This is a genomic window from Kosakonia sp. S42, assembly GCF_016624785.1.
Classification (GTDB): Bacteria; Pseudomonadota; Gammaproteobacteria; order Enterobacterales; family Enterobacteriaceae; genus Kosakonia; species Kosakonia cowanii.
The window spans coordinates 36,155-58,571 of record NZ_JACVTW010000023.1 but is presented as its reverse complement, the minus strand read 5'-3'; the positions used below and the strand labels follow the sequence as shown (position 1 = coordinate 58,571).

23 protein-coding genes are annotated in these 22,417 nt (G+C 57.0%); 4 read left to right on the top strand and 19 right to left on the bottom strand.

Annotated features, from left to right (window positions below; all coding sequences use genetic code 11):
- Positions 1-422: 422 nt before the first annotated feature.
- The 9 genes from IAE50_RS19600 to IAE50_RS19560 all read right to left on the bottom strand — a co-directional run bounded on the left by IAE50_RS19600 (position 423) and on the right by IAE50_RS19560 (position 9,759).
- Positions 423-1,607 carry an MFS transporter gene (locus IAE50_RS19600; RefSeq protein WP_200581006.1) on the bottom strand — a complete coding sequence of 395 codons (1,185 nt, stop codon included), beginning with the start codon at positions 1,605-1,607 and terminating at the stop codon, positions 423-425.
- Positions 1,608-1,760: 153 nt separating this feature from the next.
- The gene (gene proX / locus IAE50_RS19595; protein WP_200134556.1) at positions 1,761-2,756 is read right to left on the bottom strand and encodes a glycine betaine/L-proline ABC transporter substrate-binding protein ProX; all 996 of its coding nucleotides are present in this window, start codon (positions 2,754-2,756) and stop codon (positions 1,761-1,763) included.
- Positions 2,757-2,816: 60 nt separating this feature from the next.
- Complete coding sequence (gene proW, locus IAE50_RS19590) at positions 2,817-3,881, bottom strand: glycine betaine/L-proline ABC transporter permease ProW (RefSeq protein WP_054803936.1); 1,065 nt, start codon at positions 3,879-3,881, stop codon at positions 2,817-2,819.
- Complete coding sequence (gene proV, locus IAE50_RS19585; RefSeq protein WP_200581005.1) at positions 3,874-5,076, bottom strand: glycine betaine/L-proline ABC transporter ATP-binding protein ProV; 1,203 nt, start codon at positions 5,074-5,076, stop codon at positions 3,874-3,876. Before proV ends, proW begins: the two co-directional genes overlap by 8 nt.
- A 363-nt stretch (positions 5,077-5,439) precedes the next feature.
- The gene (nrdF, locus tag IAE50_RS19580; RefSeq protein WP_232045460.1) at positions 5,440-6,402 is read right to left on the bottom strand and encodes a class 1b ribonucleoside-diphosphate reductase subunit beta; all 963 of its coding nucleotides are present in this window, start codon (positions 6,400-6,402) and stop codon (positions 5,440-5,442) included.
- 10 nt (positions 6,403-6,412) lie between these two features.
- Positions 6,413-8,557 (bottom strand): class 1b ribonucleoside-diphosphate reductase subunit alpha, encoded by a 2,145-nt coding sequence (gene nrdE / locus IAE50_RS19575; protein ID WP_200581003.1) that lies wholly within the window; start codon positions 8,555-8,557, stop codon positions 6,413-6,415.
- Positions 8,530-8,940, bottom strand: a complete 411-nt coding sequence (gene nrdI / locus IAE50_RS19570; protein WP_094421780.1) for a class Ib ribonucleoside-diphosphate reductase assembly flavoprotein NrdI — start codon at positions 8,938-8,940, stop codon at positions 8,530-8,532. Before nrdI ends, nrdE begins: the two co-directional genes overlap by 28 nt.
- A complete protein-coding gene (gene nrdH, locus IAE50_RS19565; protein WP_042712550.1) occupies positions 8,937-9,167 on the bottom strand; it encodes a glutaredoxin-like protein NrdH in 231 nt (76 codons plus the stop codon). Before nrdH ends, nrdI begins: the two co-directional genes overlap by 4 nt.
- Positions 9,168-9,432: 265 nt before the next feature.
- Complete coding sequence (locus IAE50_RS19560; protein ID WP_128482281.1) at positions 9,433-9,759, bottom strand: DUF883 domain-containing protein; 327 nt, start codon at positions 9,757-9,759, stop codon at positions 9,433-9,435.
- Positions 9,760-9,920: 161 nt separating this feature from the next.
- Here IAE50_RS19560 and IAE50_RS19555 point away from each other — a divergent pair, with 161 nt between their 5' ends.
- Entirely contained in the window at positions 9,921-10,265 is a 345-nt protein-coding gene (locus tag IAE50_RS19555) for a DUF2002 family protein (protein ID WP_042712548.1), read from the top strand.
- 13 nt (positions 10,266-10,278) lie between these two features.
- Here the strand turns inward: IAE50_RS19555 and alaE are convergent, their stop codons facing one another.
- Together alaE and IAE50_RS19545 are read right to left on the bottom strand one after the other, a co-directional pair.
- Entirely contained in the window at positions 10,279-10,728 is a 450-nt protein-coding gene (alaE, locus tag IAE50_RS19550; RefSeq protein ID WP_054803941.1) for an L-alanine exporter AlaE, read from the bottom strand.
- A 419-nt stretch (positions 10,729-11,147) separates the two neighbouring features.
- Positions 11,148-11,327: a hypothetical protein gene (locus IAE50_RS19545; RefSeq protein ID WP_042712545.1), complete on the bottom strand. Its 180-nt coding sequence runs from the start codon at positions 11,325-11,327 to the stop codon at positions 11,148-11,150.
- 179 nt (positions 11,328-11,506) lie between these two features.
- Here IAE50_RS19545 and IAE50_RS19540 point away from each other — a divergent pair, with 179 nt between their 5' ends.
- Both IAE50_RS19540 and IAE50_RS19535 read left to right on the top strand, forming a co-directional pair.
- Entirely contained in the window at positions 11,507-11,665 is a 159-nt protein-coding gene (locus IAE50_RS19540; RefSeq protein WP_023480545.1) for a YqaE/Pmp3 family membrane protein, read from the top strand.
- A 120-nt stretch (positions 11,666-11,785) separates the two neighbouring features.
- Complete coding sequence (locus tag IAE50_RS19535) at positions 11,786-12,664, top strand: hypothetical protein (protein WP_200581002.1); 879 nt, start codon at positions 11,786-11,788, stop codon at positions 12,662-12,664.
- Here IAE50_RS19535 and IAE50_RS19530 read toward each other — a convergent pair.
- Positions 12,661-13,263: a short chain dehydrogenase gene (locus IAE50_RS19530; RefSeq protein WP_200581001.1), complete on the bottom strand. Its 603-nt coding sequence runs from the start codon at positions 13,261-13,263 to the stop codon at positions 12,661-12,663. The two genes, IAE50_RS19535 and IAE50_RS19530, sit on opposite strands and share 4 nt — an antisense overlap.
- Positions 13,264-13,363: 100 nt before the next feature.
- On the opposite strand from IAE50_RS19530, the gene IAE50_RS19525 reads away from it, so the two are divergent.
- The gene (locus IAE50_RS19525; protein ID WP_200581000.1) at positions 13,364-14,260 is read left to right on the top strand and encodes a LysR family transcriptional regulator; all 897 of its coding nucleotides are present in this window, start codon (positions 13,364-13,366) and stop codon (positions 14,258-14,260) included.
- 32 nt (positions 14,261-14,292) lie between these two features.
- Here IAE50_RS19525 and IAE50_RS19520 read toward each other — a convergent pair whose 3' ends face one another.
- The 7 genes from IAE50_RS19520 to IAE50_RS19490 form a co-directional block, all read right to left on the bottom strand.
- Entirely contained in the window at positions 14,293-15,957 is a 1,665-nt protein-coding gene (locus IAE50_RS19520; RefSeq protein WP_094421770.1) for a methyl-accepting chemotaxis protein, read from the bottom strand.
- Positions 15,958-16,070: 113 nt separating this feature from the next.
- Complete coding sequence (locus tag IAE50_RS19515; RefSeq protein WP_232045229.1) at positions 16,071-17,495, bottom strand: DNA cytosine methyltransferase; 1,425 nt, start codon at positions 17,493-17,495, stop codon at positions 16,071-16,073.
- A 66-nt stretch (positions 17,496-17,561) separates the two neighbouring features.
- Positions 17,562-18,086 (bottom strand): rhodanese family protein, encoded by a 525-nt coding sequence (locus IAE50_RS19510; RefSeq protein ID WP_200580999.1) that lies wholly within the window; start codon positions 18,084-18,086, stop codon positions 17,562-17,564.
- Positions 18,087-18,088: 2 nt separating this feature from the next.
- Positions 18,089-18,400 carry a helix-turn-helix transcriptional regulator gene (locus IAE50_RS19505; RefSeq protein WP_042712534.1) on the bottom strand — a complete coding sequence of 104 codons (312 nt, stop codon included), beginning with the start codon at positions 18,398-18,400 and terminating at the stop codon, positions 18,089-18,091.
- Positions 18,401-18,540: 140 nt separating this feature from the next.
- Positions 18,541-19,548, bottom strand: coding sequence for a substrate-binding domain-containing protein (locus tag IAE50_RS19500; RefSeq protein ID WP_200580998.1), 1,008 nt, complete (start codon positions 19,546-19,548; stop codon positions 18,541-18,543).
- A gap of 29 nt (positions 19,549-19,577) precedes the next feature.
- Positions 19,578-20,987 carry a sucrose-6-phosphate hydrolase gene (locus tag IAE50_RS19495; protein WP_200580997.1) on the bottom strand — a complete coding sequence of 470 codons (1,410 nt, stop codon included), beginning with the start codon at positions 20,985-20,987 and terminating at the stop codon, positions 19,578-19,580.
- Positions 20,987-22,357, bottom strand: coding sequence for a sucrose-specific PTS transporter subunit IIBC (locus tag IAE50_RS19490; RefSeq protein WP_023480595.1), 1,371 nt, complete (start codon positions 22,355-22,357; stop codon positions 20,987-20,989). Before IAE50_RS19490 ends, IAE50_RS19495 begins: the two co-directional genes overlap by 1 nt.
- Between the last annotated feature and the right edge of the window lie 60 nt (positions 22,358-22,417).

Here is a 22,417-nt window from a genome sequence, read left to right as displayed (position 1 = left end):
ATATAGTAACGACGGTGACAAATAAAGTAAATGTATTATTTGTGCTAATAAATTTGCTCTATCTATGCATGTGGCAGAAATTTCCAGGCGACACCGGACAGCAGTGCGCTCACTAGCGTGAAGAAGACAGGGCGGTGACGATGCCAGAGGTGGCGACCGGCGAAGCGGGCGTATAAAACGAAGGAAAATGCCACGGCGGGGTGGCTAACAATAGAGGACAGGCGGTTTGTGATGCCTTCCGTGTGCGATGCCACCTTTTCAGGCCCGGCGGTGTAATTCAATGAACGATCCATATCCATAAAGTTTGTTATATATCACCCACGTTAATATAACCGGGATAAACAAGTCCTATAACCTTAGCAGAGTGACGGACGTGTTAACACCCCGGTTTGGCACCGAATTGCCTAAACGTGAGCGGTTGCTTAGCTCTGCGCCTCCGTATGGCGATATCCTCGCCACCACACCAGCACGTTAAGCAAGGCGAGGATAGCGCCCGCAGCGCAGACGCCAGCCCAACCCGCATGCTGCCACGCCGTGGCCGAAATCAACGACCCTGCGGCACCGCCGATAAAGTAGCTGGTCATATAGCCAGCTGTGAGCCGGTTACGCGCCTCCGGGTTCACGCGATAGATAATCGTCTGGTTGGTGATATGCACCGCCTGTACCGTGAGATCGAGCATGATAATGCCGATAATCAGCGCGAAGACGGAACTGTGACCAAACCAGGTTGCCACCCAGGAGAGCAGAAGCAGCACCAGACCACCTGTGGTGGTGAGGTTGCCTTTGCCGCGATCCGCAAGCCCGCCCGCCTGACGTGCACCTAATGCACCGGCGGCGCCCACCAGGCCAAACAGGCCGATCATCGCATCAGAGAAGTGAAACGGCGGCGCGGCGAGCAGAAAGGCCATTGAAGTCCACAAGACGCTGAAGTTGGCAAAGCTCAGGCAGCCAAGCAGCGCGCGGGTGCGCAGCAGTTTATTGCTGGCGAAGAGCGTGAAGACGGAGCCGAGCAGCTGCGGATAGTTAAGGTGCGTTTCCGACTTGAGTTTCGGCAGGCCGCGCCAGAGCGCCAGCGCCATCAGCACCATTAATACGCTGGCAACCCAGTAAACGGTGCGCCAGCCGCCGAGGCTTGCCAGCAGCCCGGCGACGGTGCGCGCAAGCAGGATCCCCAGCAGCAGGCCGCTCATAATCGTGCCGACCACTCGCCCACGGCTCTCTGGCGTCGCAAGCGTCGCGGCCAGCGGCACCAGAAGTTGCGCCACCACTGAGAAGAGGCCGGTAAGTGCGGTACCCAGAATCATCAAACCGAGCGATGGGCTACTGGCGGTAATCAGCATCCCGCCCGCTGAGAGTAGCGTCATCACCACAATTAATGTGCGCCGCTCAAACATATCGCCAAGCGGCACCAACAGCAGCAGCCCGGCGGCATAGCCAAGCTGCGCGGCGGTGACGATAAATCCGGCCTGGCTTGCGGTGATCGAAAAGGCGTTAGCGATGGTATCCAGCAGCGGCTGCGGGTAGTAATTGCTGGCAACGGCGAGTCCGGTTGCCATCGACATCAGCGCAATCAGCGCCGGGCTAAGTCCGTGGTGAGTTTTTGTCATAGGTATCAACTATCAATGAGGTTCTTTGTCAGAAATCCATCATAGACAATTGCCCGGCGGCGTGTGTTGTTATCTGTGCACCCGGGCTGGATAAACGAACGCGCCACCGGGCGAGAACCCGATGGCGCGTGAGAAGGTCAAAGAGTCAGTGCGTTACTTCTGTGCGGCGAGCGCCTCTTTCACCCAGCCATCAAACTGCTGCTGATGGGCTTTGATCCAGCCATCAACGTGGCCCTGCACATCCGCTTCGGAGGCTTTACCGGCGTGCATCATCGCATTCTGGGCATTGATATCCGCCAGCGGCAGTTTCATAACGGCAAACAGCTTCGCCGCCGCCGGGTTTTTCTCCGCCCAGGCTTTATTGGCAACAATGTGCATGGTGTTCACCGGGAAACCGTAGTTCATGCCGTTCGGCAGTTTGGTATCGATATTTTTCTGCTCGCCCGGCAGGGAGGAGAACGGCACCTGCAACCAGACCACATCTTTACCCGGCTTCAGCACATCGCTCACCCAGTACGGGGTCCAGGTGTAGTAGAGGATCGGTTTCCCCTCTTTAAAGCGGGTGATGGTGTCCGCCATCATCGCCGAGTAGTTACCGTGGTTAACCGTGACGGTGTTCTCCAGGCCATAGGCTTTGTGCTGGTGGTTAATCACCGTTTCACAGCCCCAGCCCGGCGAGCAGCCCATCATATCGGCTTTGCCGTCACCGTTGCCGTCGAACAGTTTGGCGATTTTCGGATCTTTTAACTGCTCAATATTGGTGATGTGGTACTTATCGGCGGTTTTCTTGTCGATCAGGTAGCCCTGCGCCGCGCCGGTCACATAGGTGCCTTCGCGGTAGAACTTCTTATTGCCCCCGGCGGCGGCATACATATCATCATGCAGCGGCTGCCAGTTGACGGCGGTAAAGGTGACATCGCCTGCTGCCATCGAGGTGTAACCGACGTTGTAATCTACTTCATCCGGTTTTTCGACCGTATAGCCGAGCTTTTCAAGGCCGCGGCTGACCAGCAGCGTCTGGAACGCCTCTTCGGCGATGGTGCTCTGAAACGGTTTAACGGTAATGCCTTTGCCCGGCAGATCGGCGGCAAAAGCGCTGGTGGAGAGAAGGGTGGTAAACGCTGTGGCAAAAAGTACGCTATGTCGCATCGTTATTCCTTATTTTTCAGGTGTGATGTTGTTGCCCGGCCGGTGCGCCGGGCAGCAAAATTATTTGGCGAAGGGGCGGGTCAGCAGGCCTAGCGGGCCGGTCTGATACCAGCGGCGGTTACCGCGGCTGCGCGAGTCACGACCCACGGCCTGAGTCAGGCGGTCAAGAATGATTGCGAGGATCACAATCCCGACGCCGCCGACGCTGGCAAGGCCCATATCAAGGCGACCAATACCGCGCAGCACCATCTGCCCCAACCCGCCAACGGCGATCATCGAGGCGATCACCACCATCGACAGCGCCAGCATCAGGGTCTGGTTGATGCCCGCCATAATGGTTGGCATTGCTAGCGGGAGCTGAACTTTGAACAGCATCTGGCGCGGGCTGGCACCAAAGGATCGTGAGGCTTCAATCAGATCCGCCGGCACCTGGTTGATGCCAAGGATCGTCAGGCGCACTACCGGCGGCAGGGCGAAGATAATCGTCACCACCACGCCCGGCACGTTCCCGATACCAAACAGCATCACAATCGGCACCAGGTAGACAAACGCCGGAGTGGTCTGCATCGCATCCAGCAGCGGGCGAACGATCTTCGCCGCCCGTGGGCTGCGCGCCAGCCAGATCCCCATCGGCAAGCCGATCACCACGCAGAACAGCAGTGCGGTGAGCACCAGAGCCAGGGTAATCATCGCCTGTGACCAGGCGCCAATCGCGCCGATAGCAATCAGCGATACCAGCGTTGCAACGCCCATCCCGGCGCTGCTCATCTGCCAGGCGATCAGCGAGAAGAGAATAATCGCCACCGGCGACGGCATGCCGAGCAGCAGCTGTTGAAAGCCGCTAAGAATGTAATCCACCGGCACGCGAATGCCCTGGAAGAGCGGGCGGAAGTGGAGCACCACCCAGTCGATCGCCTGCGTCACCCAGCTGTCGAGCGGGATCAGCGTTTTATGGAACGGATCCATAATGTTGAAGTGTTCCGGCGCGGGTGCCGGGGCGCTGTTAAGCCAGTCAGCGCTGCCGCTATCGGCAGGTGCTGCCGCGCCGCCGCCCCACGCATCAGCCGACTGTGCGGCGCTGTCCGTTGCCGGTGCGCTCTGCCACGGATTGTTTTGATCAGCCATTGTTTACCCCCTCGCGATCTAAAGCCTGCAGCAGCATTCGTTTCGAAATGATGCCCACGTACTGTTGCTCTTCACCCACCACCGGCACCGCGCAGGGCGCCTGTCCGACATGGGAGAGCAGTTCGCTGAGCGGCGTGTCTGCCTCCACCGCAAGCGGGGAGTCAATCAACGCCGCATCGATCCCTTGCGCGGCGGTCAGCGCCGCTTTCAGGGAGTCGATGGAGACAATGCCGACAAACTTATTGCCGCGCTCAATGACATAGCCATATTCGCGGTCTTCATCCTGCAACATTTTCAGCGCCGAGCGCGGGCCGAAACCGGGCGTTTTACGAATCAGACCCACGGGCGTACGGCGCGCAATATCCTTCGCGCTGAACACCTGGCTAATATCAACGCCGCGGAAGAAGGTGCGCACATAATCATTGGCCGGATTATTCAAAATCTCATCCGGCGTGCCGACCTGCACCACTTCGCCGTTTTGCATAATCGCAATCCGGTCGCCAATGCGCATCGCTTCATCGAGATCGTGGGAAATAAAGACAACGGTGCGCTGATGTTTCGCCTGCAGCTTGACCAGCTCATCCTGCATCTCGGTACGAATTAAGGGATCGAGCGCGGAGAAGGCCTCATCCATTAATAAGATATCGGGATTGATGGCTAATGCGCGGGCTAATCCGACGCGCTGGCGCATACCGCCGGAGAGTTCATCCGGGTAGCCGTGGGCGTAATTTTCCAGCCCCACCTGGCGCAGTGCATCGAGCGCTTTTTCCTGGCGCTCCTGCGCGGGCATGCCGGCTAACTCCATACCAAATGCGGTATTATCCAGCACCGTCATATGGGGCATTAGGGCGAATGACTGGAAGACCATTGCAATCTTTTTTCTGCGCACCTCGCGTAGCTCGGCATCGGATATTTTGGCAATATCGACGCCGTCTATCAGCACCTGTCCGCGGGTGGGTTCAATCAGGCGATTGAGAAGGCGTACCATAGTGGATTTACCCGAGCCGGATAACCCCATGATGACGAATATCTCGCCTTCTTCAATGGCCAGACTGGCGTCTTTCACGCCAAGCGACAGACCCGTTTTTTCCAGTATTTCTTCTTTCGAAAGTCCTTTTTCTATATATTTGAAAGCTCTCTGCGGATGCTCGCCAAATACTTTATAGAGATTCTTAACTTCTAATTTAATTGCCATGCAATAATAGAGTTCCTGTTATTTATTATTTCGATACGCTACCCAATGAATATATTTGACTGGTCATACCCTACCACACTCTTCATCTGAGACAACCCTTCTGTGCCGCGCTTTACAGAATTTCCATGCACTCAAATGGCATTATTTCCCATGATATAAGGGCTGGCGCGGGTAATCATTTTTTTGAATTGGACAGAAAAATTAGCCTGAATGGAGATGATTTTGCGGAATATGAACAAACCATGACAGCGCAGACCGTCATAGTTATTTTGCTAAGAATCAGCTTAAATGCGGCGGAATAAATAGTGGTGAATTAAAAAACGGGGGGATATTCTCCTCCCGCAGCACGAGAGGAGAGAATATTTAAAAGTTCCAGTCTTCGTCTTCCGTTTCGACGGCTTTACCCATCACATACGACGAGCCGGAGCCGGAGAAAAAGTCGTGATTTTCGTCGGCGTTGGGCGACAGCGCCGACAATATCGCCGGGTTGACATCCGCCATCTCCGGCGGGAAGAGCGCCTCATACCCGAGGTTCATCAGCGCCTTGTTCGCGTTGTAACAGAGAAATGCTTTCACCTCTTCGGCCCAGCCGCTGTCGGCATAGAGATCGTCAGTGTAGGCAAGCTCGTTATCGTATAGCTCCATCAGCAGATCGAGGGCGAAGTTTTTCAGCGACTCGCGCTCGGCCTCGCTCACTTTCTCTAACCCTTTCTGATACTTATAACCGATGTAGTAACCGTGCACCGCTTCATCGCGAATGATGAGACGAATCAGGTCGGCGGTGTTGGTCAGCTTGCCGCGGCTTGACCAGTACATCGGCAGCCAGAAGCCGGAGTAGAAGAGAAACGACTCCAGAAAGACGCTGGCGATCTTCTTTTTCAGTGGATCGTCAGCGCGATAGTGGCCCAGCACGATCTGCGCTTTGCGTTGCAGGGCGTGGTTCTCTTCGCTCCAGGCGTAAGCAACATCAACATCCCGCGTCTGGCAGAGCGTCGAGAAGATAGAGCTGTAGGAGCGGGCGTGCACTGCCTCCATAAAGCTGATGTTGGAGAGCACCGCCTCTTCGTGCGGGGTGGCTGCATCCGGCATCAGCGCCGGTGCGCCAACGGTGTTCTGAATGGTGTCGAGCAGCGTCAGCCCGGTAAAGACGCGGATCGTCAGCTGCTGCTCGGCCGGGCTTAAGCTCTGCCAGGCCGGAATATCGTTCGACAGCGGTACTTTTTCCGGCAGCCAGAAGTTACTGGTCAGCCGGTTCCACACTTCGAGATCTTTATCATCCTGGATTTTGTTCCAGTTCACCGCGCTGACGCGGGAGAGTGGGTTCATCATACTTTCCTCATAGCGCACAGGAGACGCAGCCCTGGATTTCGGTGCCTTCCAGCGCAAGCTGGCGCAGGCGGATGTAGTAGAGCGTCTTAATGCCCTTTTTCCACGCGTAAATTTGCGCCCGGTTGATGTCGCGCGTGGTGGCTGTATCTTTGAAAAAGAGCGTCAGTGACAGACCCTGATCGACATGGCGCGTCGCTTCGGCGTAGGTATCAATGATCTTCTCTGGCCCAATCTCGTAGGCATCTTCATACAGGGCCAGGTTCTCATTGGTCATAAACGGGGCAGGGTAGTAAACGCGCCCGGTTTTGCCCTCTTTGCGGATCTCAATCTTCGACACAATCGGGTGAATACTCGATGTCGCATGGTTGATATAGGAGATCGACCCGGTCGGCGGCACCGCCTGTAAATTCTGGTTATAGATGCCGTAACGCATCACCTCTTCACGCAGTTGTTGCCACATCTCGCGCGTCGGGATGGTGATATTGGCACGGGCAAACAGCGCGCGCACTTTATCGGTATTCGGCTGCCAGTCGCCTTCAAGATAGCGATCAAAATACTCACCGCTGGCGTAGCGAGAGGCGGGGAAACCGGCAAAGGTCTGGCCGCGCTCGCGGGCGATCATCATCGAGGTATGCAGCGCGTGCCAGGTGATGGTGTAGAAGTAGAAGTTGGTGAAATCGAGCCCTTCCGGGCTGCCGTAGGCAATGCCTTCGCGCGCCAGATAGCCGTGCAGGTTCATCTGCCCCAGCCCAATCGCATGGGAGGCGGCATTTCCCGCTTCCACCGACGGCACCGAGCGGATATGGCTCATATCAGAAACGGCGGTTAAACCTCGGATTGCGGTCTCAACGGTGCGGCCGAAATCGGGCGAATCCATGGTGTGGGCAATGTTCAGCGAGCCAAGATTACAGGAGATATCGTGCCCGGTTTCGGCGTAATCCAGGTTGTCATCAAAGGTTGAGGCGCTGTTAACCTGCAAAATCTCCGAGCAGAGGTTGCTCATATTGATGCGCCCGGCAATCGGGTTAGCGCGGTTAACCGTGTCTTCAAACATGATGTAGGGGTAACCGGACTCAAACTGGATCTCTGCCAGCGTCTGGAAGAAGTCGCGCGCGTTGATCCAGCTTTTGCGCACCCGCTCGTCAGCCACCAGCTGGTGGTAGTTTTCGCTGATCGCCATATCGCCAAACGGCTTGCCATACAGACGTTCTACATCGTAGGGGGAGAAGAGCGCCATCTGCGCATTCTCTTTCGCCAGCTGGAAGGTGATATCCGGGATCACCACGCCCAGCGACAGGGTTTTGATGCGGATCTTCTCATCGGCGTTTTCGCGCTTGGTATCAAGAAAACGCAGAATATCGGGATGATGGGCATGCAGATAGACTGCACCTGCGCCCTGGCGTGCGCCCAACTGATTGGCATAGGAGAAGGCATCTTCCAGCATCTTCATCACCGGGATCACACCGGAAGACTGGTTTTCAATGCGCTTGATCGGCGCACCTGCTTCACGCAGATTCGAGAGCAAAAAGGCCACGCCGCCGCCGCGCTTGGAGAGTTGCAGGGCGGAGTTCACCGCGCGACCAATCGACTCCATATTGTCTTCAATACGCAGCAGGAAACAGGAGACCAGTTCGCCGCGCTGCTTTTTACCGCAGTTAAGGAAGGTCGGCGTCGCGGGCTGAAAGCGGGCAGAGAGGATCTCCTCCACCAACTCCTGTGCCAGCGCGGTGTCGCCCTGCGCCAGCGTTAAGGCCACCATGCAGGCGCGATCTTCAAAATCTTCCAGATAGCGTTTGCCATCAAAGGTTTTCAGCGTGTAGCTGGTGTAGAACTTCCAGGCGCCAAGGAAGGTCTGGAAGCGGAAACCGCGCGCTTTCGCTTTCGCCAGCAGATCGATGACAAACGCCCGCTCATAGCGCGCGAGCACGCTCTCATCGTAATAATTTTCTGCCACCAGCCAGTTAAGGCGCTCATCCTGGCTCGCAAAGTGAACGCTGTTGGGGCGAACGTGGTGCGCCATAAACGCCTCCACCGCCTGGTGGTCTTTTTCAAACTGAATGCGGCCATTGCGATCGTAAAGATTGAGCATGGCATTCAGTGCATGGAAATCGGGCGTGCTCTGCATCACGCGCGCTGCGGTTGTCGTTGCCAAAATTCGCTTACTCCTGTTCGCACGTTGATGATGTCCTGCGCAGTACCCATCAATTCAAACCGATAGAGATAGGGCACCGCGCATTTTTGCGCGATCACATCGCCCGCGCGGCAAAACGCATCGCCAAAGCTGCGATTGCCGGCGGCGATCACGCCGCGAATCAACGCCCGATTATGCGGATCGTTCAAAAAGCGGATCACCTGGCGCGGCACAGCACCGGCCGTACCGCCGCCGCCATAGCTGGGAACCACCAAAATATAGGGTTCGTCTACCTGAATACGCTCACGCTCGTTAAGCGGAATGCGCACCGCCGGCAGCCCTAGGCGCGTAATAAAGCGATGGGTGTTTTCCGAGCTGCTGGAGAAGTAGACGAGCGTGCTCATGCGGCTGCGCTGAGACGATTAATCATATCCGGGCGGAAGCCGGACCACTTTGTCTCGCCTGCAACCACCACCGGCAGCTGGCGAAAACCCATCGCACGCAGCTGGTCTGCGGCATCCGGCACATGATCAATGTTCACCATCTCAAACTCAAAACCGCGGCTCTCCATCGCCCGTTTGGTGGCGTGGCACTGAACACAATCATCTCGAGTGTAAATAGTAATGCGCATGATTCGTATTTCCGTTAAAAGTAGTAGAGCGGCGCGATAAGTCGCGTCAGTTAGTGTATGGAGTACAAGAAGAGATACTAGATGTAGTTATAAATTTTATCAACCATACAATATATGGGAAAAAGACACAGGCCGTGCCCAGGAGAGTGGCTGAATGGGTAAGGGCGAAATGTCGCCGCGTATTGTAAAGCGGGGCGGAAAAAGGACAAAGAAAAACCCCTGACATCCGGCAGGATGGGCAGAGGTTTCAGATTATTTGTATAAATTAACGACGGAAGCTGAGCAGCGCGCCGACAAAAATACCAACGGCAGCAGCAGCACCGACGCTGCACCACGGACGGTCTTTCACAAAGCTATCGGCACAGCCGACGGCGTCACGTGCCGCTTGTTGCACACGGTTGCGACCATGCATACGGGCGCGAGTCTCTTTCAGCAGCGCCTGCGCTTTACGGCGTGCAGATTCGCCTTCCTCTTTCGCGTCGCTGCCCCAGGATTTAAGCAAATCTTCCAGGCTATCAGCTAACTGGTTGACATCGTTATTGATATCATCAACACCTTCATCTACTTCACGGCGTGTGGGTCTGTTTAACATAGTAGCCTCCCTTTTTTTGGTGTGCTTTTAAGCGTAGACCATAATTTTACAGGCCAAACGGCAAACGCCCATTTACGCGCAGTTTGTGGAATTTTCTGAGTCACTGACCATGCTCAGTACTGTAAGGTTGCGAAGCAGTTGAGAGATGATGAGGAAAATCTATGTATTTACGACCCGATGAAGTGGCGCGCGTGCTGGAGAATGTCGGCTTTACGATGGATGTGGCGACCAACAAAGCGTACGGTTATCGCCGTGGCGAAAACTATGTATATGTTAACCGCGAAGCTCGTATGGGCCGCACGGCGCTGATTATCCATCCCACCCTGAAAGAGCGCAGTTCATCGCTGGCCGATCCCGCATCGGACATTAAGTTGTGCGATCACTACCACAATTTCCCGCTCTACCTGGGCGGTCATGAACAGGATCATTACGGCATTCCGCATGGTTTCAGTTCGCGTATGGCGCTCGAGCGCTTCCTGAACGGCCTGTTCGGCGAACAGCACTAACCCAGAGCTGCCATCAGGCTTTCGCCTGGTGGTAATGACTCACCCGGAAGAGACGGCGGCAGTAATCGAGGAAGTAGCCGTACACCGCACCCATCAACATCGATATCACGATATTTGAACTGACCGCCGCCATAATCTGCTGCCAGTCTGCCCCTACCGACCACAAAATCGTTACATACACCGGCGACTGAAAAGTGACATACGCCAGCACATCTGCCAGATTTTTCATCCAGCCTGCGGGGCTTATGCGGCGTGCATAGCGCATAAAGAGATCGCGATAGAAGCCGTAAGGCCAGGCAATAATGATGTTAACCGGGATCGCCACCAGACGAGAGGAAAGGGACTGCTCAAAGCTCATTCCGGAGAGGAATATTTCAATCACCATGTTCACTACTGAACAGTAGACCACCATCGCGAAAGTGTCCGCAGCGGCGTGGCGCAGGCGAGACTGCGAAGAGAACATGATGAAGCTCCTTGAAAAATGATGGCGCAATGAAGAGGTGTAGCGTTTTAAAACGGACTTATTTACGCGCATAGCGTATCTGTCTGATTTGAAACTCTCAACTAGCGATTAATTTTTATTTTTGACCGCCGCCTGGATAAAGTGCTCTGCATCTGCTGCAATCTTCCGCATTGCCCTATTATTGTTGGGTTGGTGTTGGAAGTGATTTATTTTCAGTAAGTTACATTATTTCACGGCAGGGCGTAGCGGTCAGCGTAGCGCGCTATGCTTTGGCGAAGAGTGAAAAGCGTTGAGGCAGTATGTTTTATGCTAGTAAGGCGTTTTTAGCAGCATATGATGCGGTCTGGAGGGGTTGGGGTTTTACGCGTCAGAAGTGGGTATGTATGCCGTTACGCGGCGGGCGAGCCCACCGCAATAACTCAGCAGACACCAAAGTCGCCCTCTTCTTTGTACAGCTCGACGTCATCGGCTTTAAGCGTCAGCTTTTCCGCCTGTTCGTCGTGAGTGGGCACCGCAATAATCTGGTCATCATGCACTTCGAGCACTTTGAGTTTCGGGCCGCCAATGCGCGGTTGAACGATATCGCCTACAGCAAACATATGTCTCTCCTTTGTAACGAGGTTGTAAGAGTAAACATAGACTGAACAGCGAGAGTGGTACAGCGTAAAAGAGGGTAAACCTCTTGATGGCTGATTGGCACTGTGGGATGTAGCGGCTACGCTTAAACAGATTGTGTAAATTATCAATCACCTGGAATTTACTTTGCACAGGAGGCTTTATGGGCTTTTGGCGTATTGTCATTACGATTCTTCTTCCGCCGCTGGGCGTGCTGCTCGGGAAAGGCTTAGGCCTGGCGTTTCTTCTTAACATTCTGCTCACGCTGCTGGGTTATATCCCGGGCCTGATCCACGCCTTCTGGGTGCAATCCCGCGACTGATCCTTCCGGGGCGGTTCTCCGCCCCACGCCGATCAAGTGCACATTTTTTCTCCAAAACCTTAAAGAGAATGGTGATGACGTCGATAAATATCACGTTAGCAATCACTTTAAGGAAGCGAAATGAGCATTCAGGAAGTCAGTGCCTCTGCGGCAGCGCAGTCGCAGTATGAGGTGCGTGCGTCAAAAACGATAACGTTTGGTGGCAAAGAGATTGTCACCGAGAGTTCAATTTCTGTCTCCATCTCTGCAGAAGCGCTGGCGCGCGGCGCAGAGAGCCAGCCAAAACCCACCAAAGAGCAGAGCGAAAAGGTCGCCCGCGAGATGGCCGTTGTGCGTAATAACGATATGGCCTCTTATGCACGCGGGCCGAGCCTTGCCAGCGCCTTCTATGGCGACCCGGCCACGGCCAACGACGCGGTAAGCTTTATCGACTTTTTCCAGCACTCCACCATCAATGCCGATGATATGGCCACGGCGCTGCACCAGGCGTTGACCTCGCCGCAAGGCAGCGGTGATGAGACCACCCTCGGGATGGACGTGGCGATGACCCAGGCGAAACTCAATTATGTGGTGGATAAGTTTGTCTCGGCGGATTACCAGCAGCAGGCGCGCGATTTCGTCGCCGGGTTTGTGGCTAAAAAAGGCGAGCAGGCGGATCAGACCAACCGCGCGGCGCTGACCCAGTCGGCGGAGCTGGCGCAAAGCATGGGCGACACCGCTCAGGCGAAACAGAGCCAGCAGGCGATCGAACAACTTGATGCCGGGACACACTCCTCACAGATGGACCGCAAGGCGATGCTGGCGATCACCGCCAATGCTGACGACAGTAGCAGCTGGTTTGCGCAGATGAATCAGCGGGTGGAAAACAGCGGTTCGCTGCCATTTGTCACCACGCTTGAGAAAAACCACATCGGCGCGTTACAGCAGCAGTGGTCGCAGTTCACCACCCTGCTGAAAGCGGCGGAGCAACCGGCAGGCGACGAAAGCCAGCGCGCTTAATATCCGACGGTAAAGGTGCGGCCTGTCTGCACGCCGTGAACACTGCGTCGATAGGCCAGTGCAGCGCGCGCGGCAGGCACACTTTCAAACCCCGGGAAGAAGGCACCATATTTTTCAACGGATTCGCGGAGCACCGTCGGGCTGACGACGTTAATGCGTAAGCCGCGCGGTAACTCGCACGCCGCAGCACGCACAAACCCCTCCAGTGCCGCATTGACCGCGGTAGCATTCACCCCCTGCGCAATGGGTTCACTGCCGATAATGCCGCTGGTCAACGTGATCGAGCCGCCATCATTGAGATGGTGCTGACCTATAAGCGACAGCCGCACCTGGCCCAGCAGTTTGTCATTAAGGCCGGAAGCAAAATCCTCTGCGCGCATCGCCGTTAGCGGGCCGAAAAAGAGTGAGCCGGTGGTGGCGATAATCGCGTCAACGCGTCCGGTCTGCGCAAACAGCGCCTCGACACTCTCATCACGCGTTAAATCGACCTGTAGATCGCCATGCGTTAACCCGACGCTTATCACCTCGTTATCTTGACCCAGCTCGGCCACCACTGCGCGGCCAAGGGTGCCGGTAGCACCTATTACGATAATCTTCATTGCAACTCTCCTTCAGTGTGCGGAGTGGTCATTTTTTCGCTAATCATTGATAAGATAAATGCTCTGAATGTTTATTTATTCCTAACTAATGGTTTGCACTATGGATAAGCTGCGCAGTATGGCGGTGTTTATCGCCGTGGCAGAGGCGGGGTCCTTTACTCAGGCCGCCGCCAGGCTGGAGATCTCGGCGGTAATGGTCGGAAAATACATTGCTCAACTCGAAAACAGCCTGGCGACACGCCTGCTGGCGCGCAATACCCGACGCCAGAGCCTGACGGATGCCGGCCGTGTCTTCTATGAGGAGGCGCGGCGGGTGCTGGAGCAGGTGCATATTGCCGAAACCTCCGTCGAGCGGCTGCGCGCAGCACCTGCCGGTACGCTGCGCGTCAGCGCCTCAACCACTTTTGGCGGCTGCGTTATCGCACCCATCACCGCCACCTTTCTCACGGCGTGGCCGCAGGTGCGGGTCGATCTCGATTTGAGTAATCGCAGCGTTGATCTGCTGGAGGAGGGGTTCGATCTGGCGATCCGCATCGGCGCGGTGAACAGTGAGGATGTGGTGGTAAAACCGCTCTGCCTCTACCGGATGGTGATCTGCGCCGCGCCTGCCTATCTGGCGCGTTATGGCGAGCCATCCTCACCGGAGGCGCTGCGCGATCATCGCTGTCTGTCGAACGGAGTGTGGAACCGGCGCAATGAGTGGAAACTGCCGGGCGAAGCGGGAGAGATGAGCTGGCAGCGCGATCCGGTGCTGCGCTGTAATGACGGGCAGGGGTTAAGGATGGCGGCGATTGCCGGGGCGGGATTGCTGTTGCAGCCTGAAATCCTGGTACGCGAGGAGCTGGCAAACGGCACGCTGGTGCGCATCATGCAGCCCTTCACGCCCAGGCCGCGGCCGGTGAGCCTGGTCTATCGCCAGGACAGCCGACCGCTTCCAAAACTGACGCGGTATATCGAACACTTACGCCACGAGATCACGCAGTGGGTGGCAGCGTAACCCGCGCGACAGCTTCATCGCGCGGGTGTCTGTCAGAAGGTTTCCCAGTTGCCGTCACCGCTGCCAGTGCTGGCGGTAGCCACCGGGCGCAGCGGCGCGACGCTCGGTTTACCTGGTCTGGCGTTAAGCAGTGCGCTGTGCCCGTTGACGCGAAACACGGCAACGGCCTGACGCAGCTGCTCGGCCTGCTCTTCAAGTGCCGCGGACGCAGCGGCGGACTCCTGCACCAGCGAGGCGTTCTGCTGGGTGACGCTATCCATCTGCGACACGGCCAGGCTCACCTGCTCAATACCTTTACTCTGCTCATCGGATGCCGAAGCGATCTCGCCCATAATATCCGTCACGCGGGTAACGGCATTGACGATCTCTTTCATTGTATCGCCCGCTTCCGCCACCAGCGTGGTGCCGGAGTTGACGCGGTTTACGGAGTTTTCAATCAGCGTTTTGATCTCTTTTGCCGCCTGCGCGCTGCGGCTTGCCAGCGTGCGCACTTCGCCTGCGACCACAGCAAAGCCACGGCCCTGTTCGCCCGCGCGCGCTGCTTCCACGGCGGCGTTCAGCGCCAGGATATTGGTCTGGAAGGCAATGCCGTCAATCACGCTGGTAATATGGGCGATCTGCTGGGAACTGTCGGAGATCTCGCTCATCGTGCGCACTACATTGCTCACCACCTGGCCGCCGCGCGCCGCGGTGTCAGACGCGGTTTTCGCCAGCTGCGACGCCTGGCGGGCGTTATCGGTGTTCTGTTTCACCGTTGCGGTCAGCTGCTCCATGCTGGCAGCGGTCTCTTCCAGCGACGCCGCCTGCTGCTCGGTGCGTGAAGAGAGATCGTTATTGCCGGTTGAGATTTCGCTGGCGCCGGTATAGATCGAATCTGAACTGTTGCGCACCGCGCTGACGGTTTTCACCAGCGAAGATTGCATCTCATGCAGACCGGCCGCCAGTTGGCTCATCTCATTACGCCCTTGCGCCGCAATGGACTGTGTCAAATCGCCACCGGCAATGGCGCGAATATGATTCATCACGCTGTGCAGCGGGCGCAGCAACAGATGCTGCAGGCCGAGCCAGATCATTACCATCACCGCAATTACCACCAGCAGAATCACCCCCAGCGTCCACTGCATGCTGGTAAAGCTGTGCTGGTTTTGCTGTGCGGCAGCCTGCAAGAAGGTGTTGTTTTCGGTACGCCACTTGGCGTAGCTGGCATCCATATCATCTTGCGCCTGCTGCGCATCCAGGTTGCCATAGGCTTCATAATTGTTGGCGCGCAGGAAGGCGATCGACTGCTGCAACACATCGTGCATCTTAGTGATCTTTTGCGCGACGTCGTCCGCCAGTACGCTATCCTGCCCGGCGACACGCGGTGTGCTCTTATAGTTATTGAAATAGGTTTCAGATTTCTGCAGGGAATCGGTTGCGGTGTTGAGCAGCTTTTCGATACTGGCGAGGGAAGCCGGATCGCGCTGGTTTTTCAGGAAGCGGATCGCCACGCGGGTGACGGTGACGCGGGTTTTGATCAGCGTATTCACGCTGTCGCCAAGGTTTTCTTGCTGCGCATTCAGCACGCCGGTGTTCTGGAAATTCACCCGGTCGTTATTGACCGCCGAGTAAAAAAGACCCCCGGTGACCAGTTGAAGAAGGCAAAATACCGAAAGGGCGATAATAATGCCGGTGATAACACGTATGTTTTTGAGCATGGCCATAGTCCGTAAGAGAGTCGGGATTGCTCAAGAATTATCGACCTGGCCTGCCTTAACTTTACGATCGCTTATCAAACACTTCACTCAGGCCGAGTGAAGTGTATTCTGCGTCACAGATTGCTCTTCTCTTTGCGTCGTTTCACCGCCAGATCGATGCGCGGTGCCAGCAGTTTTGCCACCGCGGCAAAGACCGGCACCACCACCGAATTGCCGAACTGGCGGTACGCCTGGGTGTCGGAAACCGGGATGCGAAACGGCTTCTCGCCCACTCTCTCAAAGCCCATCAGGCGGGCGCACTCGCGCGGCGTCAGGCGACGCGGACGGCGAGCCTGGTTCTCAGCATGGGTAAAGTCCGCTTCGCCCAGCGCTTTATCCCAGCCGCGATCGATAAGAATTTCCGAACCATCTTTGTGATAGCGCGCCGACAGGGTGCGTGCGACGCTGCCAGCATTCGTTGGGTCGACCAGCCCGAAGCCGAAACCGTTGCCTTTGGCGGCGTGCTTCTTCGCATAGCGATAGAGGTAATCCCACAGCTTGGGCGAGAGCACATATTTGCTGTCGACGGTCGGCTCCAGCAGTTCGCCAAAGGTCGGGCGCTGCTGCGGATAGAGGCGGTCGATATCGCGCAGCGTAAAGCCGTCGGCGAGATCGAGGTCGCGGCGAAAACCGACCAGCACAATGCGCTCGCGGTGCTGCGGCAGAAAGTGTTTGCCGTCGATAATCTTCGGATCGTTCTTGCCCGAGGCTTCCGCGTCGGCGACGTCGTAACCCAGCTCATCAAGCGTATTCATGATTACGCTGAAGGTTTTGCCTTTGTCGTGGCTCTTGAGGTTTTTCACGTTCTCCAGCACGAAAATCGCCGGGCGGCGGGCTTTGATAATCCGCGCGACGTCGAAAAAGAGCGTTCCCTGCGCTTCGCACTCAAAGCCGTGCGCCCGCCCGAGGGCATTCTTTTTACTGACGCCCGCAAGGCTAAAGGGCTGGCAGGGGAAACCGGCTAATAACACATCGTGTTCGGGAATATGCTGCGCAATGTGGGCGTAAGCCTGCGCTTCAGAGATGGTGGGATTGCCGCTCAGCGTCACTTCGCGGATATCCTGATTAAAGGTGTGCGTGGCGCTGTCGTTATACCAGTTGGCTTTATAGGTGCGCACCGCGTTTTTGTTCCACTCGCTGGTAAAGACGCACTGCCCGCCAATCGCTTCAAACCCGCTGCGGATGCCGCCGATACCGGCAAAGAGATCGATAAAGCGAAAACGGTAATGGGGATGGTGCGCGGGCGGGGAGGGCAACAGCTCGCGCAGCAGCTTCTCTTCGGTGGCGGTAAGGGTTTTCGCCGCGCCTTTGCCGTTAACCCAGCGGTTGAGCGCTTCACGGCTCCACTCCGATTTGCCCGCTTTCTTTAACTGCTCCGCCACATACTTTTGACCATAGATGTCGAGTAGCTGGTTGAGCAGGGCACGATCCCGTGCCTGTTGCTGCAAAGCCTCTGCCTGCGCCAGCTCTTCCTGCGCGAGTGAATCAAATTCCGCCATGGCGTCTCCTTGGGTGTAGGCCGGGAAATATATCACTCATTTGACCCAGAGGAGAAATGCCGCACATCAGGATCGGTTCCACGGCATCTTCGCCAGCAGCAATGCCATGCCGCACCAGCCGCTTAATCCGGCGAACAATAAGCCTGCGCCGACAAAGCCTGATAGCAGAAAGAAGGCCGGATTGAGCAGGTAGCCGAGCACCACGCCAAGTAGCACCAGGCTGCCCGCAACGATCTGCACCTGCTGCATCAGCGGGCGCGGCTGACGTTTATCCTGCACCGTCGGCAAGCCCGCGCGCTTCCAGTTCGCCAGCCCACCCTCCAGTAACAGCACCTGCGCAGGCGCGGCGGCCTGGATCAACGCCTCAACGTTTTTCTGGGTACGCATTCCTGACTGGCAGTGGAAAATCACCGTTTGCGCGGGTTTTTCACTGCTCAATCGTTTACCGGCCAGCAGATTCTCCAGCGGCAGGGAGAGGGCATCGGGCAGATGTTCGCGGCGAAACTCATCCGGCTGGCGAATATCAATCAACGGCACGCCCTGCTGCTGTTGTATCCGTGCATCGTGCGGGGAAATGGATGTGTAGGACATATTCAGACCTCCGGGCAGTAGATGCCCTTAAGTGTGTTGACGATATGATTCACGGCGGGATCTTTGATGAAGTAGGTGATGCGCTGCGCCTGGCGCACGCTCTCAATCAGCCCCTCATCTTTCATGCGCGTCAGGTGCTGCGAGGTGGCCGACGGGCTAAGGCCGGTCAACGCCGAGAGTTCGCCCGCAGGAGTGCCGGGCGCATCGCAGAGCATGCACAAAATCAGCAATCGGCGCGGGTGGCTCATCGCTTTCAGCAGCGCAGCGGCCTGCTCAGCCTGGTTCTGTAACTGGGTAATATTCGATGGTGGCATTTTTATTTTAGCTTTTTCTAAATTTAGGAAAACCTAAAATATAAATGGGAAAGAAGCAAGCGCAACGTGCTCCCGTTGCGCTTATACGCTAAGCAAATTCTTATCTGGCTGGCGCGGTCATATCGCGCCAGAGGCATGCGTTAAGGATGACGCCAGCGCAGCGTGGCGGGAAGAATGCGCTGCGGCGTGGTCGGCTCGTTACCGTCCACCAGCTGCATGATGATCTCGAAGCAGTCCTGCGCCAGGCGCGGGATATTCTGCTCGACGGTATCGATGGGTAGCGAGAGCGAATCATAGAGATAGTGATCGTCAAAGCTGGCGATATGGATATCGCTCTCCAGCAGGTGATGCTGGCTCATATAGCGCAGCACCCCTTCCAGCAGCCCGCAGGCGGCGGTAAACAGCGCTTTCGGCGGGCGGCCAAGGCGCGCGCAGAGGGCGGCGAACATCTCATACCCACTGCTCGGGTGATAGTTGCCGTGAATGATCCACTCCGGGCGCGGGGTGACGCCTGCGCGTTCAAGCCCCTGCATAAAGCCTGCAAGACGATCTTTGGTCGGGGATAAGCGCGGCTGGCCGCCAAGAAAATAGATCTCATCCGGATTGGCGCGCGCCAGACGCTCGACCAGCTCGGCGGTGGGTGTCAGTGAATCGGTGATCACCAGCGGCAGCTGGGTGTCGCTGATATGGCGGTCAAACAACACCACCGGCAGCTGCTCGCTCAGTTTTACGTAGTCGGCGTCGTTCAACATGCTGGAGGCGACAATCAGGCCATCGACCTGGCGCGACACCAGGTTATTGACCACCACTGTCTCCTGGCTGGCGTTTTCATCGGTGCAGGAGATAAGCAGTTGCAGGCCCGCTTCGCGACAGAGGTTTTCCAGTTCGTGAGAGAAGACGGCGAAACCATAGTTGATGATCTCTGGCACCACCAGCCCCAGCGTATGGCTGCGGTTTTCGCGCAGCAAGCGCGCGTAAATACTCGGCTGATAGTGGTGCTGCTGGGCAATCGCCTGCACGCGCTCGCGCGTCTCCTGGGCGACGCGCAGCTCTTTGCCGCGGCCGTTAAGCACCAGGCTGGCGGTGGCTTTTGACACCCCCGCCAGCGCGGCAATATCACTGATGGTAACGCGTTTAGGTTTTCTCACGGTTTTGCATCGCTTAAGGAAACAAGCGCTTATTCTACCATGCAAGCACGTAACGACCAGTAGCGCGCCCGCACTTCTGCGTCACCCGCAAACGTTAAGCGCGCAGGCTGCTGCGGGAAGTAGCGGCTGCTCATCACCCCTTCGCCATCATTGATAAAGATCTCGACGCTGGAGTGGTCGCAGAGGATCTGCAACTTGTGCGCCGCGCCTTGCCAGTAGCGGTAGTGCCACTCGCCGCTCTCAAAGCTTCTGCGCGCGAGGCGCAGTTCACTCTGGCTCCACTCAAGGATCAGCGTGTCGGCGAAATTCAACGTGAGATCGCCTGCGCTCTCGACAATCAGCTCCAGCGACGCGGCATCCAGCGCCGATAGCGCGTCGGCCTGACCGTTGAAGATTTGCTCTTCGCCGCGTAACGCCTGAAGCTCAACAACCGGCTGTTGATAAAGCTTACCGTTGCGCGAGGTTAATTGGCGCAGGCAGGTCATCTGGTGGATCCAGCCGTTGGCGACGGTAGGCTGGCGCATCTCTTCCCCGTCCGGCACGCCCATCCAGCCAACCAGTAAACGGCGGCCATCTTCGCTCTGCGTGGTTTGCGGCGCGTAGAACTCAAACCCGGCGTCAAGCTCGTGAAACTCGCCGTGGCGGAACTGCGCGTTGTCGTAATCCAGCTCACCGCTGAGATAAGCGCTCGGGTGGGTATTGAGCCAGCGCTTCTCGTCGCGCGTAATCCCTTGCGGGCAGCAGATAAGATAGGTGCTGTCGCCGAGCGCGAAGAGATCCGGGCACTCCCACATATAGCCCGCATCGCCCAGCCCGTTAAGGCCGCTACCGGCGATCTCACCGAGGTTCTGCCAGTTCCACAGGTTTTCCGAGCGCAGTAGCAGCACTTTGCCCTGCAAATTGAGATCCTGCGCGCCGAGCACCATGTACCAGAAGTCGCCGTGTCGCCACACTTTCGGGTCGCGCACGTGTCCGGTGTAGCCGTTTGGCAGCGGGATCGCCGGGCCGAGCTTGTCGAAGCCGCCGTCGCGGTTCTGCACCGCCAGACACTGCCAGGCGGTGCGCGTGCCGTCGTCAAACTTGACGTTACCGGTGTAGCAGAGCGTCAGCACGCCGTCGTTATCCACGGCGCTACCGGAGTAGCAGCCGCTGCGGTCATACTCTTCGTCCGGCATCAGCGCAATCGGCTTATGCTGCCAGTGGAGTAAATCCGCTGAGCTCCAGTGCCCCCAGCATTTGTGGTTGTGCTGGCAGCCCAGCGCGTTCCACTGATAAAACAGGTGGTAACGCCCGCCCATCTGGATAAATCCATTGGGATCGTTGAGCAGCCCGGTGACCGGCGCCAGGTGCCAGCTCGGGTAGAAGGGGTCGCTCAGCGCTTTCGGCTGGCCTTTCATCACCGCCTGTAAAATGGCGGGCAGCAGAGAGTCAGATGCCATTATTCCGCGTCCGTTTTGTATTTCAGCAAGAAGGAGAGAATGAAGGCGACGCTAAAGGCGATAGCCATACCGATAATATAGTTAAGCAGCGAGCTGGCCTGCACAATCGCCAGACCCGGCAGCCCGGTGAGGCCTACCGCCGTCATATAGACATGCATCGACACCACCCACGCGCCGCCGACCGCACCGCCAATCAACCCGGCGATAAACGGCTTCATAAAGCGCAGGTTGATACCAAAGATCGCCGCTTCGGTAATACCGAGCATCGCCGAAAAGGCTGAGGGCAGGGTAATCGCTTTGATTTTGGCGTCTTTGGTTTTAAACCACACCGCCAGACAGGCACCGCCCTGCGCAAAGTTAGCCATTGCCCAGATCGGCAGCAGGAAGTTAACGCCAATCGACGGGTTGCCGAGCAGCCCGGCCTCAATGGCGTGGAAGCTGTGGTGCACACCGGTAATCACAATCACCGAGTAGAGCCCACCAAACAGCAGACCCGCCAGCCAGCCCGCGTGGGCAATCAGCGTGCTGAGCACAAATGAGATGCCGTCGCCCAGCGCGCGGCCCGCCGGGCCGATAATCAGCATGGCGATAAAACCGGAGATAATCACCGTCAGGAACGGGGTGAGGATCAGATCCAGCGCGTCCGGGATCACCCGGCGCAGCTGTTTTTCCAGCATGCTCATAAACCACACTGCCAGCAGTACCGGGAAGACTGTTCCCTGGTAGCCAATCATCGCCACTTCGATGCCGAAGAAGTTCATGGTGTGGAAGCCCGCCGCCACGCCCCAGGCGTTGGTCAGCGCCGGATGGGTGAGGATGCCGCCAAGCGTTGCGCCAAGATAGGGGTTGCCGCCAAACTCGCGCGCGGCGGTAAAGCCAATCAGGATCGGCAGAATGATAAACGCCGCCGAGCTGAACATGTCGAGCATGATATAGAGCGCGTTATCCGGGTTGACCCAGCCGTAGGTTTTCACCATCCCCAGCAGGCCCATCAGCAGGCCGGAAGCAACAATCGCCGGAATGATCGGCACGAAGATGTTCGACAGCAAACGGGCGATGCGCTGGAACGGGTTCAGTTTGCGCGCAGCGATATCCGCCGCTTCCGATTTGCTCGACTCGCTGATCCCCGCCTCGGTAATAAACGCGGCGTAGACTTTGTTCACCACCCCGGTGCCGAAGATGACTTGTAACTGCCCGGCGTTACGAAAACAGCCCTTCACGCCGTCGAGTTTGCCAATCGCGGCGGTGTCTGCTTTCGCGTCGTCCACCAGCACCAGCCGCAGGCGCGTCGCACAGTGCGCGGCGCTGGCGATATTCTCTTTGCCGCCGAGCAAGGGGAGCAGCGAGCGGGAAATTTGTGCAAAATCCATAACAACCTCTGTCTTGTTTTTAGGCTTTCAAGCTACGCAAACGGCCCCCGCAGGGGCCGC

Excerpts from the sequence above, each read along its gene's own strand:
- IAE50_RS19505 (WP_042712534.1), bottom strand. The coding sequence starts at position 18,400 with ATGCCACCATCGAATATTACCCAGTTACAGAACCAGGCTGAGCAGGCC.
- IAE50_RS19490 (WP_023480595.1), bottom strand. The coding sequence starts at position 22,357 with ATGGATTTTGCACAAATTTCCCGCTCGCTGCTCCCCTTGCTCGGCGGC.
- alaE (WP_054803941.1), bottom strand. The coding sequence starts at position 10,728 with ATGTTCTCTTCGCAGTCTCGCCTGCGCCACGCCGCTGCGGACACTTTC.
- IAE50_RS19495 (WP_200580997.1), bottom strand. The coding sequence starts at position 20,987 with ATGGCATCTGACTCTCTGCTGCCCGCCATTTTACAGGCGGTGATGAAA.
- IAE50_RS19545 (WP_042712545.1), bottom strand. The coding sequence starts at position 11,327 with ATGTTTGCTGTAGGCGATATCGTTCAACCGCGCATTGGCGGCCCGAAA.
- proV (WP_200581005.1), bottom strand. The coding sequence starts at position 5,076 with ATGGCAATTAAATTAGAAGTTAAGAATCTCTATAAAGTATTTGGCGAG.
- IAE50_RS19600 (WP_200581006.1), bottom strand. The coding sequence starts at position 1,607 with ATGACAAAAACTCACCACGGACTTAGCCCGGCGCTGATTGCGCTGATG.
- IAE50_RS19530 (WP_200581001.1), bottom strand. The coding sequence starts at position 13,263 with ATGAAGATTATCGTAATAGGTGCTACCGGCACCCTTGGCCGCGCAGTG.
- IAE50_RS19525 (WP_200581000.1), top strand. The coding sequence starts at position 13,364 with ATGGATAAGCTGCGCAGTATGGCGGTGTTTATCGCCGTGGCAGAGGCG.
- proX (WP_200134556.1), bottom strand. The coding sequence starts at position 2,756 with ATGCGACATAGCGTACTTTTTGCCACAGCGTTTACCACCCTTCTCTCC.
- IAE50_RS19535 (WP_200581002.1), top strand. The coding sequence starts at position 11,786 with ATGAGCATTCAGGAAGTCAGTGCCTCTGCGGCAGCGCAGTCGCAGTAT.
- nrdF (WP_232045460.1), bottom strand. The coding sequence starts at position 6,402 with ATGAACCCACTCTCCCGCGTCAGCGCGGTGAACTGGAACAAAATCCAG.
- IAE50_RS19540 (WP_023480545.1), top strand. The coding sequence starts at position 11,507 with ATGGGCTTTTGGCGTATTGTCATTACGATTCTTCTTCCGCCGCTGGGC.
- IAE50_RS19515 (WP_232045229.1), bottom strand. The coding sequence starts at position 17,495 with ATGGCGGAATTTGATTCACTCGCGCAGGAAGAGCTGGCGCAGGCAGAG.
- IAE50_RS19560 (WP_128482281.1), bottom strand. The coding sequence starts at position 9,759 with ATGTTAAACAGACCCACACGCCGTGAAGTAGATGAAGGTGTTGATGAT.
- nrdI (WP_094421780.1), bottom strand. The coding sequence starts at position 8,940 with ATGAGCACGCTCGTCTACTTCTCCAGCAGCTCGGAAAACACCCATCGC.
- IAE50_RS19555 (WP_042712548.1), top strand. The coding sequence starts at position 9,921 with ATGTATTTACGACCCGATGAAGTGGCGCGCGTGCTGGAGAATGTCGGC.
- proW (WP_054803936.1), bottom strand. The coding sequence starts at position 3,881 with ATGGCTGATCAAAACAATCCGTGGCAGAGCGCACCGGCAACGGACAGC.
- nrdH (WP_042712550.1), bottom strand. The coding sequence starts at position 9,167 with ATGCGCATTACTATTTACACTCGAGATGATTGTGTTCAGTGCCACGCC.
- IAE50_RS19510 (WP_200580999.1), bottom strand. The coding sequence starts at position 18,086 with ATGTCCTACACATCCATTTCCCCGCACGATGCACGGATACAACAGCAG.
- IAE50_RS19520 (WP_094421770.1), bottom strand. The coding sequence starts at position 15,957 with ATGCTCAAAAACATACGTGTTATCACCGGCATTATTATCGCCCTTTCG.